General features: G+C 36.4%; 14 protein-coding genes. 3 read left to right on the forward strand and 11 right to left on the reverse strand.

Features of this window, described 5'->3' with window-relative positions; genetic code table 11:
- Nucleotides 1-22: 22 nt before the first annotated feature.
- The 7 genes from AC1M84_RS06215 to AC1M84_RS06245 all read right to left on the reverse strand — a co-directional run bounded on the left by AC1M84_RS06215 (nt 23) and on the right by AC1M84_RS06245 (nt 8,381).
- The gene (locus tag AC1M84_RS06215) at nt 23-1,264 is read right to left on the reverse strand and encodes a mechanosensitive ion channel family protein (RefSeq protein ID WP_228143075.1); all 1,242 of its coding nucleotides are present in this window, start codon (nt 1,262-1,264) and stop codon (nt 23-25) included.
- A 559-nt stretch (nt 1,265-1,823) separates the two neighbouring features.
- The gene (locus AC1M84_RS06220; protein WP_481592584.1) at nt 1,824-2,360 is read right to left on the reverse strand and encodes a DUF2058 domain-containing protein; all 537 of its coding nucleotides are present in this window, start codon (nt 2,358-2,360) and stop codon (nt 1,824-1,826) included.
- Between the two features lie 12 nt (nt 2,361-2,372).
- Nucleotides 2,373-3,050 carry a YoaK family protein gene (locus AC1M84_RS06225; RefSeq protein WP_180027852.1) on the reverse strand — a complete coding sequence of 226 codons (678 nt, stop codon included), beginning with the start codon at nt 3,048-3,050 and terminating at the stop codon, nt 2,373-2,375.
- A 34-nt stretch (nt 3,051-3,084) separates the two neighbouring features.
- Nucleotides 3,085-4,287, reverse strand: a complete 1,203-nt coding sequence (gene sstT / locus AC1M84_RS06230; protein WP_481592583.1) for a serine/threonine transporter SstT — start codon at nt 4,285-4,287, stop codon at nt 3,085-3,087.
- A 162-nt stretch (nt 4,288-4,449) separates the two neighbouring features.
- Complete coding sequence (locus AC1M84_RS06235) at nt 4,450-6,195, reverse strand: SulP family inorganic anion transporter (protein WP_481594645.1); 1,746 nt, start codon at nt 6,193-6,195, stop codon at nt 4,450-4,452.
- Nucleotides 6,196-6,310: 115 nt separating this feature from the next.
- Entirely contained in the window at nt 6,311-7,723 is a 1,413-nt protein-coding gene (locus AC1M84_RS06240) for an amidase (protein ID WP_481594646.1), read from the reverse strand.
- A 403-nt stretch (nt 7,724-8,126) separates the two neighbouring features.
- Entirely contained in the window at nt 8,127-8,381 is a 255-nt protein-coding gene (locus tag AC1M84_RS06245) for a hypothetical protein (RefSeq protein WP_481588113.1), read from the reverse strand.
- Between the two features lie 332 nt (nt 8,382-8,713).
- Here AC1M84_RS06245 and AC1M84_RS06250 point away from each other — a divergent pair, with 332 nt between their 5' ends.
- Nucleotides 8,714-8,950 (forward strand): VF530 family protein, encoded by a 237-nt coding sequence (locus AC1M84_RS06250; protein WP_481588112.1) that lies wholly within the window; start codon nt 8,714-8,716, stop codon nt 8,948-8,950.
- A 207-nt stretch (nt 8,951-9,157) separates the two neighbouring features.
- On the forward strand, nt 9,158-9,856 hold the full coding sequence (locus AC1M84_RS06255; RefSeq protein ID WP_481588111.1) for a DUF1826 domain-containing protein: 699 nt from the start codon (nt 9,158-9,160) through the stop codon (nt 9,854-9,856).
- Between the two features lie 17 nt (nt 9,857-9,873).
- Here AC1M84_RS06255 and zigA read toward each other — a convergent pair whose 3' ends face one another.
- Nucleotides 9,874-11,094 (reverse strand): zinc metallochaperone GTPase ZigA, encoded by a 1,221-nt coding sequence (gene zigA / locus AC1M84_RS06260; RefSeq protein WP_481594647.1) that lies wholly within the window; start codon nt 11,092-11,094, stop codon nt 9,874-9,876.
- Nucleotides 11,095-11,340: 246 nt separating this feature from the next.
- On the opposite strand from zigA, the gene AC1M84_RS06265 reads away from it, so the two are divergent.
- Nucleotides 11,341-12,486, forward strand: coding sequence for an RICIN domain-containing protein (locus tag AC1M84_RS06265; RefSeq protein WP_481594648.1), 1,146 nt, complete (start codon nt 11,341-11,343; stop codon nt 12,484-12,486).
- Between the two features lie 855 nt (nt 12,487-13,341).
- Here the strand turns inward: AC1M84_RS06265 and AC1M84_RS06270 are convergent.
- From AC1M84_RS06270 to betB, 3 genes are read right to left on the reverse strand one after another with little or no spacing between them, the layout of a single operon-like run.
- Complete coding sequence (locus tag AC1M84_RS06270; protein WP_481594660.1) at nt 13,342-14,121, reverse strand: TorF family putative porin; 780 nt, start codon at nt 14,119-14,121, stop codon at nt 13,342-13,344.
- A gap of 14 nt (nt 14,122-14,135) precedes the next feature.
- The gene (betA, locus tag AC1M84_RS06275; RefSeq protein ID WP_481594649.1) at nt 14,136-15,803 is read right to left on the reverse strand and encodes a choline dehydrogenase; all 1,668 of its coding nucleotides are present in this window, start codon (nt 15,801-15,803) and stop codon (nt 14,136-14,138) included.
- Nucleotides 15,804-15,813: 10 nt separating this feature from the next.
- Nucleotides 15,814-17,289 (reverse strand): betaine-aldehyde dehydrogenase, encoded by a 1,476-nt coding sequence (betB, locus tag AC1M84_RS06280; RefSeq protein ID WP_481594650.1) that lies wholly within the window; start codon nt 17,287-17,289, stop codon nt 15,814-15,816.
- Nucleotides 17,290-17,291: the final 2 nt, after the last annotated feature.

Below are 17,291 nucleotides of genomic sequence, written 5' to 3' on the forward strand. Positions count from 1 at the left end.
TCTTAATTCATCTAATCAAAACTCAGTTTACTGTGTCTTGAGGAATCTTGAAATCATTCCCAGAAGGAATCTGGAATATTTTTAATCCAAACTCAGGAAGAATCGCCAAAAGATGATCAAAAATATCGGATTGGATCGCCTCATAAGCCACCCAAGCTGTCGTATTTGTAAAAGCATAAATTTCTATAGGCAAACCTTCACCTGTCGGTTGTAATTGACGAACGATTAAGGACTGATTTTGTGCAATACCTGGATGATTTTTTAAATAGTATTCAATATATGCGCGGAATGTTCCTAAATTGGTTAAACGACGTTGGTTATTGACCCCATTATTTGCATATTGCTGATTAAAGTTTTTTAACTCAGTTTGTTTCTCATCCAGATATTTTTCTAAAATCAGAAATTCTTTAAGTTTGCTGTATTCCATTGCAGATAAGAAGTGAACACTATTTTGATCGATATAGAGTGCACGTTTAATACGACGAACACCTTGTTCTTGCATACCTCGCCAGTTCTTAAAAGTATCTGTCACCAAACGATTGGTCGGAATAGTGGTATAGGTCTTATCAAAGTTTTGTACGGTCACCGTATGTAATGACATATCAATGACATCGCCATCCGCATTTAAGGTTGGCATTTCAATCCAATCACCAATCCGAACCATGTCATATGAAGAGATTTGAACTGAAGCCACTAGAGATAGAATTGTATTTTGGAAAACCAGCATGAGCACTGCTGCCATTGCCCCGAAACCTGCCAATAGCGTGAAAACATCTTTTTTAAGAAATGTTCCTATGACCATCAGTGCACAAACAACAAAAATAATGAGTTTAACTAACTGTAAATAACCCTTAATTGGCTTATTGTGAGATTTAGGATTACGTTGATAAATAATATTAAAAATGGTGAGAAGCTGACTAATTGCCAAGGCAATGGTTAAGAAAATGAAGGCTTGTGCAAACATCTGAATCAATGTAATGACTTTTTCAGACAGGTGAGGAACCGTCACAATTCCATTCATAATCACCAATGCTGGGACAATGTTTGCAATTCTTCGAATAACGCTATGTTCCGCTAAGACATCACTATAACTAAAACGTAGTTTGCTAATAATTTTGCGAATACCACGGACGACCACTTGTTTAGCAATAAAATTTGCGATAAATGCAATGAGAATAAGAATGCTCAGAGAGGTCAACATCTCTAACCAAGGAAATTGATCTGACCATTCTTGGATTTGAGTTACAAAATTTAATCTGTCCAACTTGATCACCTCTAAATGAATTGGTATTAGCTTAATGGTTTAAGTTATTAAATTTATTAGAGTTAACGTTTATCAAACAGAATAGATTAAATTAATTACTTGAAATAAATTTTATGAACTTCTATTTTAAATAAAATTAATGTGAATTAAGTCACACTATAAAATTTCCTAGATTATCGTCATTACATTTTTAAATTATAAAGCTTATCTTGTAACCAGATTTTTTTTCATTCTCAATCTCACTGTATTCTTAACCTACACGAAAGGTCCTGAAAGAAGCATTATTGAGCTTGTTCATTTTCAGCATTTTGAAAATGAAAAAATAATATGAGAAAATCAATCCATTATTTTTTTTAAGCTCTCCAAAACAACATCGATTGAAAAAAATCGAATCAGAGAATAAAAGACGAGCGCAGAAAATTGATAGAGTCTTCTCGTGATGGTTGGACGCAGCAATATGACCTAAAGCATCTTAATCATGAATTTATACCCGCTACACCGCAATCTGAATCACACATCAAGCGTAAAAAAAGCCTAATAAATTAGGCTTTTGAGGAATTCACCACATTAAATCATCTGGAATAACATAAGCTGCATATGGATCTTCCTCATCTGTAATAGCCTCATTTTTCTCAGCATTATTCACAATAATAAATCCTTCGACTTTTTCATTAATCCGCTCAGATAACGCTCTTGGTAGAACAGCATAACCTGTTTGATCTTTGGCGATAACTAATGTACCTGCCACGAGTGCATTGTAAACTTGTTGATTAATATAAATTTTCTTAATTTTATTTTCATCAACGAACTGGTAGCTGATTTCACCATCAATATCTTTGATTTTATGCTGACCAATCATTTGCACTACTGCTGCACGTAATGCTTTTTCATCTTGCTGGCGTTTGATTTCAAGATTTAGACTCTGATCTTTTTCTAATTTTTGCTTTAAATCTTGTTCAATCTTAGCTTTAATCTCAGCTTCATTGCTTTGACCCGTGCGTTGCTCATGCACAGCTTGTTTAGAAAGTTTTTTAGCCTTTTTTTGATCGACTAAACCAGCTTTGAGCAATTGTGCTTGCAAGGCATTTTTTACCATGAGTAATACCAACTACGATTTTTGAAAATAACAATGACGGAAATATAAAATCCAATAGATCAGGGTCAGTAAAAAACTTAAACCTGCAGGAATTAAAAACGCTTCTAATTGTAAATAAGGATAGCTGAATGCCGCAACAGTACTGCCAATAATAAAACCAAATAAAATCACTAAATGCAAAATAACTTTTCTGGATTCCGTTGTAAGACCTCTTACAAAATATCCAAATGCTAAACCAAGATCGGTTAAGACACCAGAAAGGTGAGTCGTGCGAATAATCGCACCTTTATAATGACTTACCATGGCATTTTGTACACCCATCGCACAACATGCCCATAGCAGTGCATAACGAGGATAATAGGGAATAAATACCCAACAGAGCAGAATAAAAAAAGTCACTAAACTCAATGGTAGACCATATCTGCGTCCGAGTTTAAATTGACTATTCCCCAATATCAGACCGCTAAAACTAGAGCCTAAAACATAACTCAGGATAATAAGAATCAGAAAAAATACAGCTTTGAAATCATGGTCAATAATACCGATCGCAAGCAGACTTGCATTGCCTGTCATATGTGAAACTGACTGATGTAATAGAGAAATGAGACCCAAAACGTTGATCATGCCTGCATTTACCGCAAGCATGAAAGCCCCAAATTGTACCCAGTTTGGAAGGAATTGAAATGGCATATCTTTCATTCTAAAAGTTTATGCCATGAATATATTATTTTGAAGGAGCGCGATCAACCGCAGCAGTAAACAATACATCTGTAGATGAGTTGAGTGCTGTTTCAGTTGAATCTTGTAGAACACTGATCACCATACCGATGGCTACAACTTGCATAGCCACATCTGGTGAAATATTGAATAAGCCACAAGCGACAGGAATCAATAACAGTGAACCACCCGCTACACCCGAAGCCCCGCAGGCAGAAACAGTAGCCACAACAGAAAGAACAAGCATTGTAGTAAAGTCAACGGAAATACCAAGTGTATTCACCGCTGCTAATGTTAATACGGTAATCGTTACTGATGCGCCCGCCATATTAATTGCAGCACCCAACGGGATTGCTACACTCGCTGTCGATTCATTCACACCCAAACGCTTGGCAAGATCCAAGTTCACAGGAATATTTGCTGCTGAACTACGGGTGAAAAATGCGGTGATCCCACTTTCACGTAGACATTGAATAACCAATGGATAAGGATTTGAACGCGTAACAAATGCCACCATAATTGGATTAATTACAAGTGCAACAAAGAACATAGTCCCTAATAGAACAGATAATAATTGTGCATAACTTGCTAAGGTTTTAAGACCTGCATCTGCAAAAGTAACCGCAACAAGTCCAAAAATACCGAAAGGTGCAAAACTGATGACAAGACGAATCACGTGATTCACGGCATTCGCAGCATCCGTCAGACACTGTTTTGTGGTGTCTGTGGCATGGCGGAATGCTATTCCCAGTGCAACAGCCCAACCTAAAATCCCAATAAAGTTTGCTTCACTTAATGCAACGATAGGATTCGCAACAAAACTGAGTAATAAATTTTTAAGAATTTCAGTCAAGCTGCCAGGTGGCTGTAAATCAGCTTGCGCAGCGACATCTAGGAAAAGAGTGCTTGGAAATAAATTACTCACAACGACAGCAGTTAACGCAGATAAAAACATACCTACGGCATACATCATCATAATGGGTTTGATTTTCGCACTGCTGCTATCACCAACTTTAAAGTTTGCAATCGAAGAAAGGACCAAAACAAAAACAAGGATTGGTGCAACAGATTTAAGGGCTTTAATAAATAAATCACCCAGCAAGCTTAATTGTGGTGCAACTTGAGGGAAAAATATAGCCACCAAAACGCCCAGAATAATGGCGATAAGGATTTTGGTGACTAAACTCAAACGTGCTAGAGCAGTGAACATAACTGAACCTAATAATGCCGAGTCTGGCTTAAAATCGGATAAATAAGTCGGGTATTCTATACTTAAAAATGATTTTAAATATAAAACTTATTCATAATAAAAATTAAGTGAATCAAATCACTGGATTTTTTTTGATAATTCTTACTTAAGAATATCAAATTCTTATGCAAAAGATGATTTATTTTCACTGAAATGCGGGTCTAATTCATATACTGCTTGGAAATGAGTGAGGTATATTTTACCTGTCAGATGTTGTATCCAGTTGGTTGAATTTAAGCGATCCATAACAGGACCTTTGACTTCGCTTAAGTGTAGTTGAATATTGAGTTTAGATAACTCAGAATTCATTTCCTCAAGAGTCTCTAAAGCTGAGTAGTCAATATTACTGATACTGGAACAGTTAATGACAACATGTTGAAGCTCATCATGTTGGCTAACTTCTGAAATAATAAATTCCTTCAGGGTGTTTGCATTGAGAAAACTCAAATTTTCATCAATTCTCACCGAAACGAGCCTTTTACTGGTAATAACCTGGTGTCTTGAAATATTTCTAAAATGCTGCGTGCCTTCAACGAGACCAATCACTGCAATATGTGGACGGCTAATTCTCCATAACAGCAACACAAATGTTGAAATAATACCCACCATTAAGCCTGTCGTAATATCTACACACAGCACTCCTAAAAATGTGAGTGTCATTGCTAAACCATCTGCTTTAGAATATTTCCAAGCCTCTATAAAAGGTTTAATCTCAACAAGTTTCCATATCGACACAATGATTGTTGCAGCCAATACTCCTAAAGGTAAATATTCAAATAGGCTTGTAAAATATAGACTGACCACAATAATAAGTAGAGAGGATAAAACCCCAGCCATAGGTGTTTTAGCACCAGCATCAGCATTGACCACTGTACGTGATAAGCTACCAGTGACAGGAAATGCGCCACTGATTCCAGCGCCAAAATTTGCAACACCGAGCGCAACAAGCTCTTGATTACTGTTCAAATTGCTACGTGATTGAAAAGCCGTAGCTTGCGCGATCGAAATAGATTCAACGAAACTCACCATAGCGATCATTACTGCGCCAGGAAGCAATATTTTTACCATGTCCCAAGTCCAGTACGGCATTTGAATAGGGGGTAATCCACTTGGGATTTCACCTACTGTTTTAATTCCATAAGCAGTTAAATCAAAGGACTGAACCAGTAAGATAGAAAATAGCACTAAGCATAACGGTAATGCTTTTTGTATAAATTGCATCATTTTTTGATGATTTGAAAATGCTGGAATTTTAAGTAATTGTGGTAAATAAATGAGCGCTAAAATTGAAGCTAAACCCAAAGATAAGCTGACCAAATCATATAAAGAAATGTATTGAGCCAAACTCGTAAAAAATTCGATTAAATTACTGGATTGCAATGGAATATTAAGAATAAATTTTATTTGACCTAATGCAATTAAGACGGCTGAAGCAATGATAAAACTCTTAATCACAGGATGGCTAATGAGACGAATCAAAAAACCAAATCTGAATAATCCCAATAAAAACGAAATTATGCCAACCATTACTGCTAGCAAATAGGCAGCTTGAATATAGACTGGTGAACCGACTTCATATAATGGCTGTAGCGTGGCAAAAGTCATCATAGAGATTAATGCAACTGGACCAATTGAAAGGGTAGTACTCCCTCCAATCAATGCATAAGCAATCATAGGGATAATACTGGCATATAACCCCATAATTGGAGGTAAGCCTGCAATCATGGCATATGCCATGCCTTGTGGTACAAGCATTGCAAGCACGATCACAGATGCAAGAAGATCAGATTTAAAATCTTGAGTATTGTATTTTTTTAACCATTTCCAAGCTGGGATGATTCGTTCCACAGAATGCTTCGTTAAATCCATACAAATCTCTAAATCACATTTATATATATATTATGCATAAAAAGTGATAAACAAGCACTGAGTATTGTTGATAAGGATCATCAAGAATTTGATTAATGATCCTTAGCGCATGAATTTAATCGTATATTTTTTTAAAAGGTTGTATCTGTTCAAGCTGATAAGCGAGATCTATCAGTAAACGTTCTTGTCCCAAATCAGCAGAAAGCTGAATACCTATCGGTCTTGAATCTAGTTTGGTCATACCCATCGGCAATGATATCGCTGGAGCACCTGCGATATTTTGAATAGGTGTGAATGCCACATAATTTCTTAAACGCTCAAATAAAACATCAAATTCGAGTTGAGGTGAAAGATAACCAATTTGAGGCGAAACATGCGCTAAAACTGGCGAAAGGATGACATCATATTGCTGGAAGATTTGTTGATAGATGCGCTGGATCTTCTTTAAACGGTACAGAAATAAAGGGGTTTTATAGAAATTTTTCTTGTACAAATTTGCAAGTCCAACTGTTAGATGATCTAACTCATTGACGTTAAAATCTTTGCCAAGTAGCGGTTTTCCAAACTGTTGAATCATAAATGATAAAAAACCCCAATAGTGGCTGAAATCATCTACAAACCAATCTGGAATAGGAAGTGAAAACTCTTCAATATGATGACCTAAATTCCTGAGTAGTTGAGCAGTAGACTCAACAGTTTGACGGGTCTCAGCATCAGTATTGGTTTGTAATGAATCATAAACAAGACCAATCCGTAAAGGTTTGCTGGATGGATGCTGGATTAAGCCAATTTCGGGTAATTTTTTTGGCTTATATTGTTTTTCCATTTCAGCAAAGAAAAACGCGGTATCACGCACAGAACGTGTTAAAACACCATCTGAAACAAGGTCAATTGGTAAATACTGCGAACCTTCATTTGGATACCAACGACCACGTGTCGGCTTTAAACCGACTAAACCGCAATTTGCTGCAGGAATTCGTATCGAACCACCACCATCATTTGCATGTGCAATTGGTACTACGCCTGATGCAACGAGTGCCGCAGCTCCACCTGAAGAAGCTCCACACGAATAATCAGTATGCCAAGGATTGCGTGTGTAATCCCCAGACTTAAATTCTGTTGAAGCATTTAAGCCAAATTCAGGCATTTTGGATTTACCCAGTGCAATTAAGCCTGTATCTAACATTTGTTGAGTAATTTTAGAATTTTTGATCTTTTCCTTGGATTTGAACGATGTTGATCCTTGTTGCGTAGGAAAACCAATAAGATCCAAATTATCCTTAATAAATGTAGGGATTGCAGAAAAAATCTGATTAGGTTTAAAAGTAGGCGATTTAAGTATTTGTTCGAAGTTTTCGAATTCAATTGCATTTAGCAGAGGATTTACGAATTTTGCGCGTTCAATCGTAGCTCTTAAAACTTCATCAATTGAGATGTCTTTAGATTGAATTCTGTTTGAGAGCTCAATCGCATCACTTGTACCTAATATATTATCCGTGAAAGCATGAATTCTTTTTTGATTATCCATAATCGATTTTCTTTAAAATTGACTAAGCATATGTATACACATGAAATATTGATTTGTCGATTGACCAGAGATTGATTCGCCACAATTTCGCATAATGTATATTATGTTAAATAAGATATCTAGAACAATAACCCTGAACATGGGTTTATATAATTTGTGATGGCTAAGAATTCGGCATTAAAGAATCTTCGATGAAATTCGTCATTAAGAAAAAACTTTAGATGAAAGAATCAGATGTACTACATGCTCTGATTAAATATCACTTGAAGAATCTAAAAGCAGAAGAAGTTATAAAATGCCGAGAAGAAGTTTTGGGTAAGGAAGATTAACTGCCCTTTTATTTTCAAATTTAAGACTAGAGTCAACCATTAGATGACGTGGACTCTTTATTAAGTTAACATGATTAAGGATTTAATGGATGTTCTGTTGGAATAATTGGGTTGTCATCACCAAAATCAAATTTCACTTCTTCTTCGGATGGCTCTTCTTCACTACCTAAAACGTATATTGTTTGGGCTTCTTCGTGTCCACGATCATGCCTATGTGTTAAAGCTGTTACTGCAAGTAATTTCCAACCTGCTTTTAAATGCTGATTTACTTGGAAATCACTATATAATTCTTTAACTTGTCGAATTGCTGTAAATGAATTTTCACTCATGATACTACTCACAGAAAAAAGTTTATTTTCTTATATGAAAACTTTTTTTTATAGTTCAATATTAAAATAAAAAATTATGGTTAAGTCAATCTGAAGTCGCATAATTTCAAATTATGTTAAATAGGATATCTTTAACAGCGCACCAATACTAGCTATTGTCTTGTTACATGGCATAAAACAACGAATGATTAGAATTCAAATTAGGAAAAAAAATTTAAAACCAAAACACAACCTGTCATTTTTGATGGACCATTGAGTTTATACAGCAACGTTCTCAATTTTTGTCTAGCTCAGGTTATAATGCTCATCTTACACAATTCAGTTGATCTATTATGAACAGCTCCAATGATCCTTTACATCGCAAAAAACTCGCTGACATTTTAGATGAGTTATTGGATTACTACGGAGGCTTTGAAGGATTAAGTCGTAAAATTGAAATTCGTTGTTTTTGCATCGACCCAAGTGTTAAATCATCTTTACGATTTCTACGGACTACACCATGGGCACGTGAAAAAGTAGAAAGCTTATATTTGTATGTTCTCCGTCAAAAAGCTAAACAGAAATTGTAGCCAACAAAAAACTTAAGCTATGTTTAGCTTTTTACACCCAATTGTAGAATAGCCTTAATGAGTATCTATCGTTATTGTTGACAGCGTGTAGTTATGGGTGGAAGCCCCACTCTCCTACTACATAGGACAACGATCGATTATCTAAATCCAGTCTTATCAAGTCTAGAGCTAGAAGTTATAATATGTTTTTAAAAAGTTTTAGATCATATGCTTGAACTCATTCACTCATATCCTCAAGCCAAATTGGTGAATACTTTCCAAGCATTAGCGAATGAAGCTTTTGAAGACCCTGTCAATGCTTTATGTTGGTATAGGCATTTAGACTTCAATTTCGAAGAAATCGTTGAAAAACTTACACTCATAGAAGATATTACTGAAATTACCATCGAACAATTAGAGCAACTCAAACTTTCAGACTCTGCAAGCAAAGCGAGAGACATTATCCTCAATGATATAATGTTGCTCACCGAATTGGGTGCATCGCCGTCTTTAAACTTAATCAAAGAGTATCAGCGTGATGAAGAATTGGATTTTATCAGCACTGATGTATATTCTTTTCATGTAGATCGATCGCCATTAGCAACGGATACATATTTGTGTACCTATTACGGGGCGGCTAGCGATATTATTTCCAATGATCAGGTCGAACAAAAAATTCTTATCCCAGAAATCCGTCAAAAAATTAAATCCTTGTTTGATGGCGAAGACCATGAGTTTGACGATTTTCTTGAAGAGACCTATATGGATCTTCACTATCAACCTAAAAATAGTGCAACACCTTTAAGTTTAGGAGTTGGTCATCTCTGGCGTTTGGCTGTAGATCATCCTGATCAGAAAGTACTTCCTTGTGTTCACCGTGCTCCAAAAGAAAATGCAGGAGAACTCAGATTACTTTTAATTTGTTAAGGAATCACTTGCACAATTTAGGCGAGTAGTTCTTTTTCAGTTTCAAATGGGTTAAAGAAATTACACCAAACGATTGGTCCTAAACTCATCTCCGAATCAGTAAGTAAACATTGATCAAAATTTTGGATTAATTGCTCTTTATCCATCTCTTGACCAATTAAAACAATTTCCTGTCTGGCATCACCCGTTTCTGAATGCCAACTCGATTCAATTGCCTGAATAGATTGCGTATCTTGTGGCCATTCCTCTTGTGGTACCGAAGCCCACCAATATCCTGCTTGACCATGCCGAGCCATACCTCCAGCTTGTGACCAAGACATAGCCATTGTTGGTTCCGCAGCAAGCCAAAAAAATCCTTTTGAGCGTATAACACCTTTCCATTCTGAATGGATAAAATTGTAAAAACGTTGTGGGTGAAAGGGTCTTCTTGCTCTATATACGAAACTTTCGATTCCATATTCTTCAGTTTCAGGCTTATGCTCTCCTCTCAACTCTTTTAACCAACCAGGTGCTTGTGAGGCTTCATCAAAATTAAAAAGCTGTGTGTTGAGTATTTTATCGAGTTCAACCTGACCAAATGTAGATGACTCAATTTTTGCTCTAGGGTTAAGCTTTTTGAGAATCGCATAAAGCTGGGACTTCTGATGCTCATCGATTAAATCAGTTTTGTTTAGAATAATAACATCACAAAATTCGATTTGATCTATCAGTAAATCCACAACAGTACGTTGGTCAAATTCTCCAAGTGATTCGCCACGATCATGAAGAAGATCATATGAACGATAATCACGTAAAAAATTGAATGCATCGACTACGGTCACCATGGTATCTAAACGAGCGTACTCATTTAGAGATACGCCGTCTTCATCTTCAAACGTAAATGTTTCGGCTACAGGTAGAGGTTCTGATATTCCGGTAGATTCAATGACGAGTTGATCAAATTTTTTCTCTTCCGCTAATCGTCTTACTTCTACTAATAAATCTTCTCTCAAAGTACAGCAAATACATCCATTACTCATTTCAACGAGTTTTTCTTCAGTTCGTGATAATTCCGCCCCACCTTCTCTGACTAAAGTAGCATCAATATTGACTTCTGACATATCGTTCACAATTACTGCGACACGTTTTCCTTCTCTATTATTTAAAATATGATTTAAAAGTGTGGTTTTTCCTGCACCAAGAAATCCAGACAGAACAGTGACAGGTAATTTATACGGTTGTGAAGAATCAATATTCATGGTGAGTTACTCGTTTTAATGTTCAACCACATCATTTGATCGCTTATTGCAATCAATGAATGATCTTGATTTTTGATGTAACTAAATCATAATTGTTATGTTATAACATTTCAACATGTTTAATGTTTAGTTAAAATTTAATAAAATTTATTTATAGTGATTCTAAATTGTATTCATCACTGTAGAATCATAAGTAAAACTAAAGAATCTATGTCTTAATTTTTATAATCATATGAGTATATAACAATGAATTCAATCAATCTTATTATTCGTACCACTTTAAGTACTTCTCTGTTACTTGGAGTTTCGAATACGTATGCGGTGGTTGCAGGCGGAATGGTTTCGACTGACTACCATTGGAACAATATTCCTGCTAATGGCTTTGCAACACTCGAAAATCAAATCATCATTACCAATGAGCCAGGAAATGATGGTAATACATTTTGGGCCAATCAATTTTCAATCAAGCATGGTGATGGTGGCTATGTTGGATTGCAACAACGAAGCAATGATCAGAAATATTTAAATTTCTCAATCTGGAAAGCGACATCTTGGAAATCAGGATACCCTGCGTATTGCAGACAATTTGATCATGAAGGTGATGGCGTTCAATGTGACTTACCTTATGAATGGAAAGAAGGCACGAAATATAATTTTAAGATTGTGAAAAATAATGACAGTACAGTCTCAGCTTTTGTTAAAGACATGAGTACTGGTAAACAACTTGAAATTGCAAAAATCAATGTGCCTCAGACCTGGGGTGGTTTTGATAGTTTAGCTACATTTACCGAAAATTTCAGACAGCACCAACAACCCAACGGTATTTATGGCTATAACAGTTGTAATGATGTTCATACATCTGTTTCTGCCACCTATTCTGCAGTAGCAAACTCTTCAATTAAGTCTAAATCACAAACGACTAAAACTTATGGAAATTGTGTACAAGTGGCATCAGCGCATTGCACGGATGATTCTACTTGCATTTCTACTGTGAATAATGCCAATTACACCCAGCAAAAACCTTTCATTTTGAGAAATGGTGCACGAGGTTTTTGTGCAGATAGCTTGAGTGGTGGTCAACAAATGGGATTGTATTCATGCGATCCCAACAACGGTAATCAACGTCTGAGTACGGATCACTCACATCGCTTATACTTAACTCATCGGGATGCGTGTTTGATGGGCGATGATAAAGATAATTTTGTTAAAGTTGCGCCGTGCAATAATGATAGTAGTCAACGATGGATGTATAGTCGCCACACAAGCCAATATATCAACTTAAAAACAGGTCTATGCCTTGATGCCGCTGATGGTGCAAATAGTATGGCACGCCTACAAATGATTGGATGTCAAAGCAATAATTCATATCAAACGTGGAAAATTACACGTTAACTTATTAAATTCAGAGCTTTAGCATTTAAAGCTCTGAATTTTAATGCTGAAATTTTAATTTTTTTGCTTTCTTTGAGTGACTCGTACTAATTTTAGTACAATTTGATATCTAAATTAGAGATTTTACTCATAGATAAGCCAGCTCACTCAGGTTAAAAGCATTCTTAATACTGGCTCAAAAAACGAAATAAGTTCAATGATTTTAGGGAGATATTTGTCTAAGGTATATTGTAATATTGATGACAGCAATAAAATAAAAATAATTAAAACTATTCTTCATAAATCTTTGCTATTTTTCCGATAGCGCCGTTAAGGATGAGAAAAAAATTCTTCAAAATATTAAAACTTAATAAATGAGATTAGATTTTTTGTTTATCGCTGAAGATGACAATCAAAAGCCCTTTTTATCTTGGATAGAATAAAACTCTAATCTTATGGTTAAAATGAACATTTATAGTTCTATTTTTTCAATCCATTGTCCTTCATGAATTATAAATTATAGGATATCTAGTTGATTTATGAATTTGGCTGAAATCAGTTAATACTTCAGCATAGTCATCTATGTATCATCAAAAAATCTTAGTGAACTTTTTTCACAAGAACTATTTCTAAATAAATTCTTGTGAAAAAATTGCGTAAAATTTTACTCTCCTCGTCATATTCATGACCTATTTTTGGTCAATGCTTTACTTCTATCACTCATTAAGTTAAACACTAAGTTGATAAATTTTTTACTAATAATGTTTGATATGTCGATATTTTATTTATTGATGAGTCTAATTTAAAAATTACACTTTTGCTTAGGCTATTTTGGTATTCAAAATTTAAGCCTAAGCATTTGAAGATTTTCTTAAATTAGAAACTATAGGTGAAAGCCACTACACCTAAATTTTTCTGATTTTCGTTATAGCGGTTCTTACCACCAAAAATATATTGTCCACTCAATCCGAGTTCTGGTGTCAAGGCATAATCTAGCCCGATAGATGAGAAGCGATAAGCAAATTCTCGTTTTGTATCACCGAGCTCTAGACCTTCATATTTCCCATTATCATTAAAATAGCTCGCTGCAGCACTTGCTATAGCAGATAATTTATCATTGAGTTGATGGGTATATATTACGTTTAGATAAGTATCCCCTTGGTTTGCATACACGACATCATATGTATATGCAGATAAACTGGTTGATAAAGAGTTTTTATCATTGAATTGGTGTGTGGCAGTTACCCACATTTCATTGGAAGTTGTATTTGACGTGTTCGGATAGAAATAAGTGGCATTCCAAATATTCCAATTTGTCCTACCAGTATCAAAACTATAGCCGACAATAAAGTCGTGCTCTAATTTATCAGTTTTACGGCGCTTATCACCTTGAAGTTCAGCATAAGAGTAGCCTAATGTAGACCCCCAATACCCGACATAGAAGTTGTTATAACTAAGGTTTAGACCTGTTTGAATTGCGAGGTCATCATTTTCTGGTGCATTTGTTAAACCACGTGAAATGTATTTGGAGGTTAATGTGACATATCCATCAAATTGAATTGGTGAATTTGTTTCTTGATTCGTAGAATTTGCATAACTGGGTAAAATAATAAAGCTAGCAGTGCTCAACAGCACTGCTTGAGTCGTTTTAATCATCATAAAATTTATAATTAAGAAAATAAGGGTGAAGTTTCTGCACGATAAAATGGTGCATCTGAAGGGGTTAAAGCAGGTCGATTACGAATGTGATCAGCAATCTTCTCGGCCATCATGATCGTCGTTGCATTGAGATTACCAGTAATAATCAGCGGCATGATAGAGGCATCGACCACTCGCAACCCATCTATTTCATGGACACGACCGTAACCATCTACAACAGCTAAATCATCTTCACCCATTTTACAGCTACACGAAGGATGATACGCTGTTTCTGCATGATTTTTTACAAATTCATCAATTTGCTGATCTGTTTTTAATGCTGAACCTGGGCTAATTTCTCTACCTCGATACTGATCTAATGCAGGCTGATGCATAATTTCTCGTGTAATTCTCACTGCATCACGGAATTCGCGCCAATCTTGTTCAGTGCTCATGTAGTTAAATAAAATGCTCGGATGATCAAAAGGATTTTTCGAGGTTAAGCGAATTCTTCCTCTTGACGGCGATCGCATAGATCCAACATGTGCTTGAAAACCATGTTCATTGATTGCATTGGTACCATTGTAGTTAATTGCAATTGGTAAAAAGTGATACTGGAGATTCGGCCACTCAAACTCATCACTAGAGCGGATGAATCCACCTGCTTCAAACTGATTGCTTGCACCAATTCCTTTACCCAAAAACAGCCATTCAGCGCCAATTTTAGGTTGATTATACCATTTTAATGCAGGGTAAAGACTGACGGGCTTCTTACATTGGTATTGAAGATACATTTCTAAATGATCTTGCAGATTTTCACCCACTCCCGGTAAATCTTGCACAACCTTTACATCCAGTGACTCTAATAATGACTTAGCTCCTACCCCAGAGCGCTGTAAAATTTGAGGCGATGCAATAGCACCTGCGCACAGCAATACTTCTCGCTCAGCATAGACCTTGTGTAAATTAGTTGCATCTTGACCAAGAATGTATTCAACACCGATAGCTTGTTTTTTTTCAAATAAGATTCGATTGGTTGTGGCATGCGTAATAATCGTTAAATTCTGACGACCTTTAGCCATATCTAAATAGCCACGAGCGGTACTGGAACGTCTGCCTTGAGGTGTCACCGTACGATCCATTGGACCAAAGCCTTCTTGTTGGTATCCATTTAAATCATCCGTACGTGGATATCCAGCTTGCACACCCGCTTCAACCATTGCATGAAATAACTCATTATTGTCTGACTTTGGCGTAGCAACACTTACTGGGCCTTGATCACCGTGATATTCATTTGCACCAATATCTCTAGACTCTGCTTTTTTATAGTAAGGTAAACATTCAGCATAGCGCCAATGACTGAGTCCTTTCATTTGAGACCATTGCTCTAAATCCATGGCATTCCCACGGATATAACACATACCGTTAATTAATGATGAACCACCTAAACCTTTACCACGTCCACATTCCATACGGCGGTTATTCATATGTGGTTCTGGATCGGTCAAATATGCCCAATTATAACGTCGACCTTGTAAAGGATAAGCCAAAGCAGCAGGCATTTGAGTTCTAAAATCTAAACGGTAGTCAGGGCCACCCGCTTCAAGGAGCAGAACTTTAATATCTGGATCTTCGGTGAGTCTCGCTGCAAGTACATTCCCAGCAGAACCTGCACCTATGATAATGTAATCATATGTCATAGTGTTCTCCTTAGGCTTTAAATACAGATTGAAATGGACTTAATTCCACTTGTACCGATTTGATTTGCGTGTAGTGTTGTAAAGTCGTTAAACCATTCTCTCTTCCTACACCAGAATGCTTATAGCCACCGACTGGCATTTCAGCTGGCGATTCACCCCACGTATTGATCCAACATATACCTGCTTCAATTTGGTGGATGATTCGATGTGCTTTGACAATATCAGGGGTAACCACGCCAGCAGCTAATCCATAAGAAGTATTATTAGCGCGACGAATCACTTCTTCTTCTGATGTATATGTCAAAATACTCATCACAGGACCGAAGATTTCCTCTTGAACAACGGTCATCTCATCTCGACAATCACTGAAGATTGTAGGCAGTACAAAAGCACCATTTTTTAAATGATCATCTGTTGCTCTAGAACCACCACACACTAAACGTGCTCCCTCGCTTTTAGCAGAATCGATGAATGCCAAAATTTTATTCATATGCGCAAAGCTAGATACTGGTCCAAAATTTGTTTCTGGATCGAGCGGATTACCTAAGCGGATATAAGGAATACGTTCTAATAGCTTTTCTTCAAATTTTAGTTTTAATGATTCTGGAATAAACACTCGTGTCCCATTCGTACATACCTGTCCAGAACTATAGAAATTTGCCATCATTGCAATATCTGCAGCTAAGTCTAAATCAGCATCTTCACAAATAATTAATGGTGACTTCCCACCCAACTCCATCGTGACTTCTTTAAGACTCGATTCAGCAGCTTGAGCCATCACTTTTTTTCCAGTGCTCACACCACCAGTAAATGAAATTTTCGCAATATCTACATGCTGGCTTAAATAGGCACCAATATCACCGCCCCCTGTTACAACATTGAATACCCCATCTGGCACTCCAGCTTCGGTATAAATTTCTGCCAATTTAAAGGCTGTTAATGGGGTAATCTCGCTGGGTTTGAAAATCATTGCATTCCCTGCCGCCAAAGCAGGTGCTGACTTCCATAAGGCAATTTGAATTGGATAATTCCATGCTCCTATACCAGCTACAATTCCCAAAGGTTCACGGCGTGTATAGACAAATGAATCTGTTCTTAAAGGAATCTGTTGACCCTCGAGTACAGGTAAAATTCCAGCGTAGTATTCGAGTACATCAGCCCCTGTCACAATATCTACAGTCGATGTTTCACTATATGCTTTACCACTATCTAAGGACTCAATGGTGGCAAGTTCATCATTTCTTTCACGTAAAATAGCTACAGCTTTATTTAAAATTCTTGAACGCTGCATATAAGTCATTTCAGCCCAAACTTTCTGTCCTTGTTGGGCAGATAGAATGGCTTGATCCACATCCTGTTGAGAACATGCTTGAATGGTCGCAAGAACTTGACCCGTGGCTGGATTAATCGAATCAAAAGTTTGACCTGATTGAGCATCGACGAATTGTCCATGAATATAAGGACGTTGTAACGGGAATTTATTCATAC

Source organism: Acinetobacter sp. 24-47-66, from assembly GCF_056779755.1.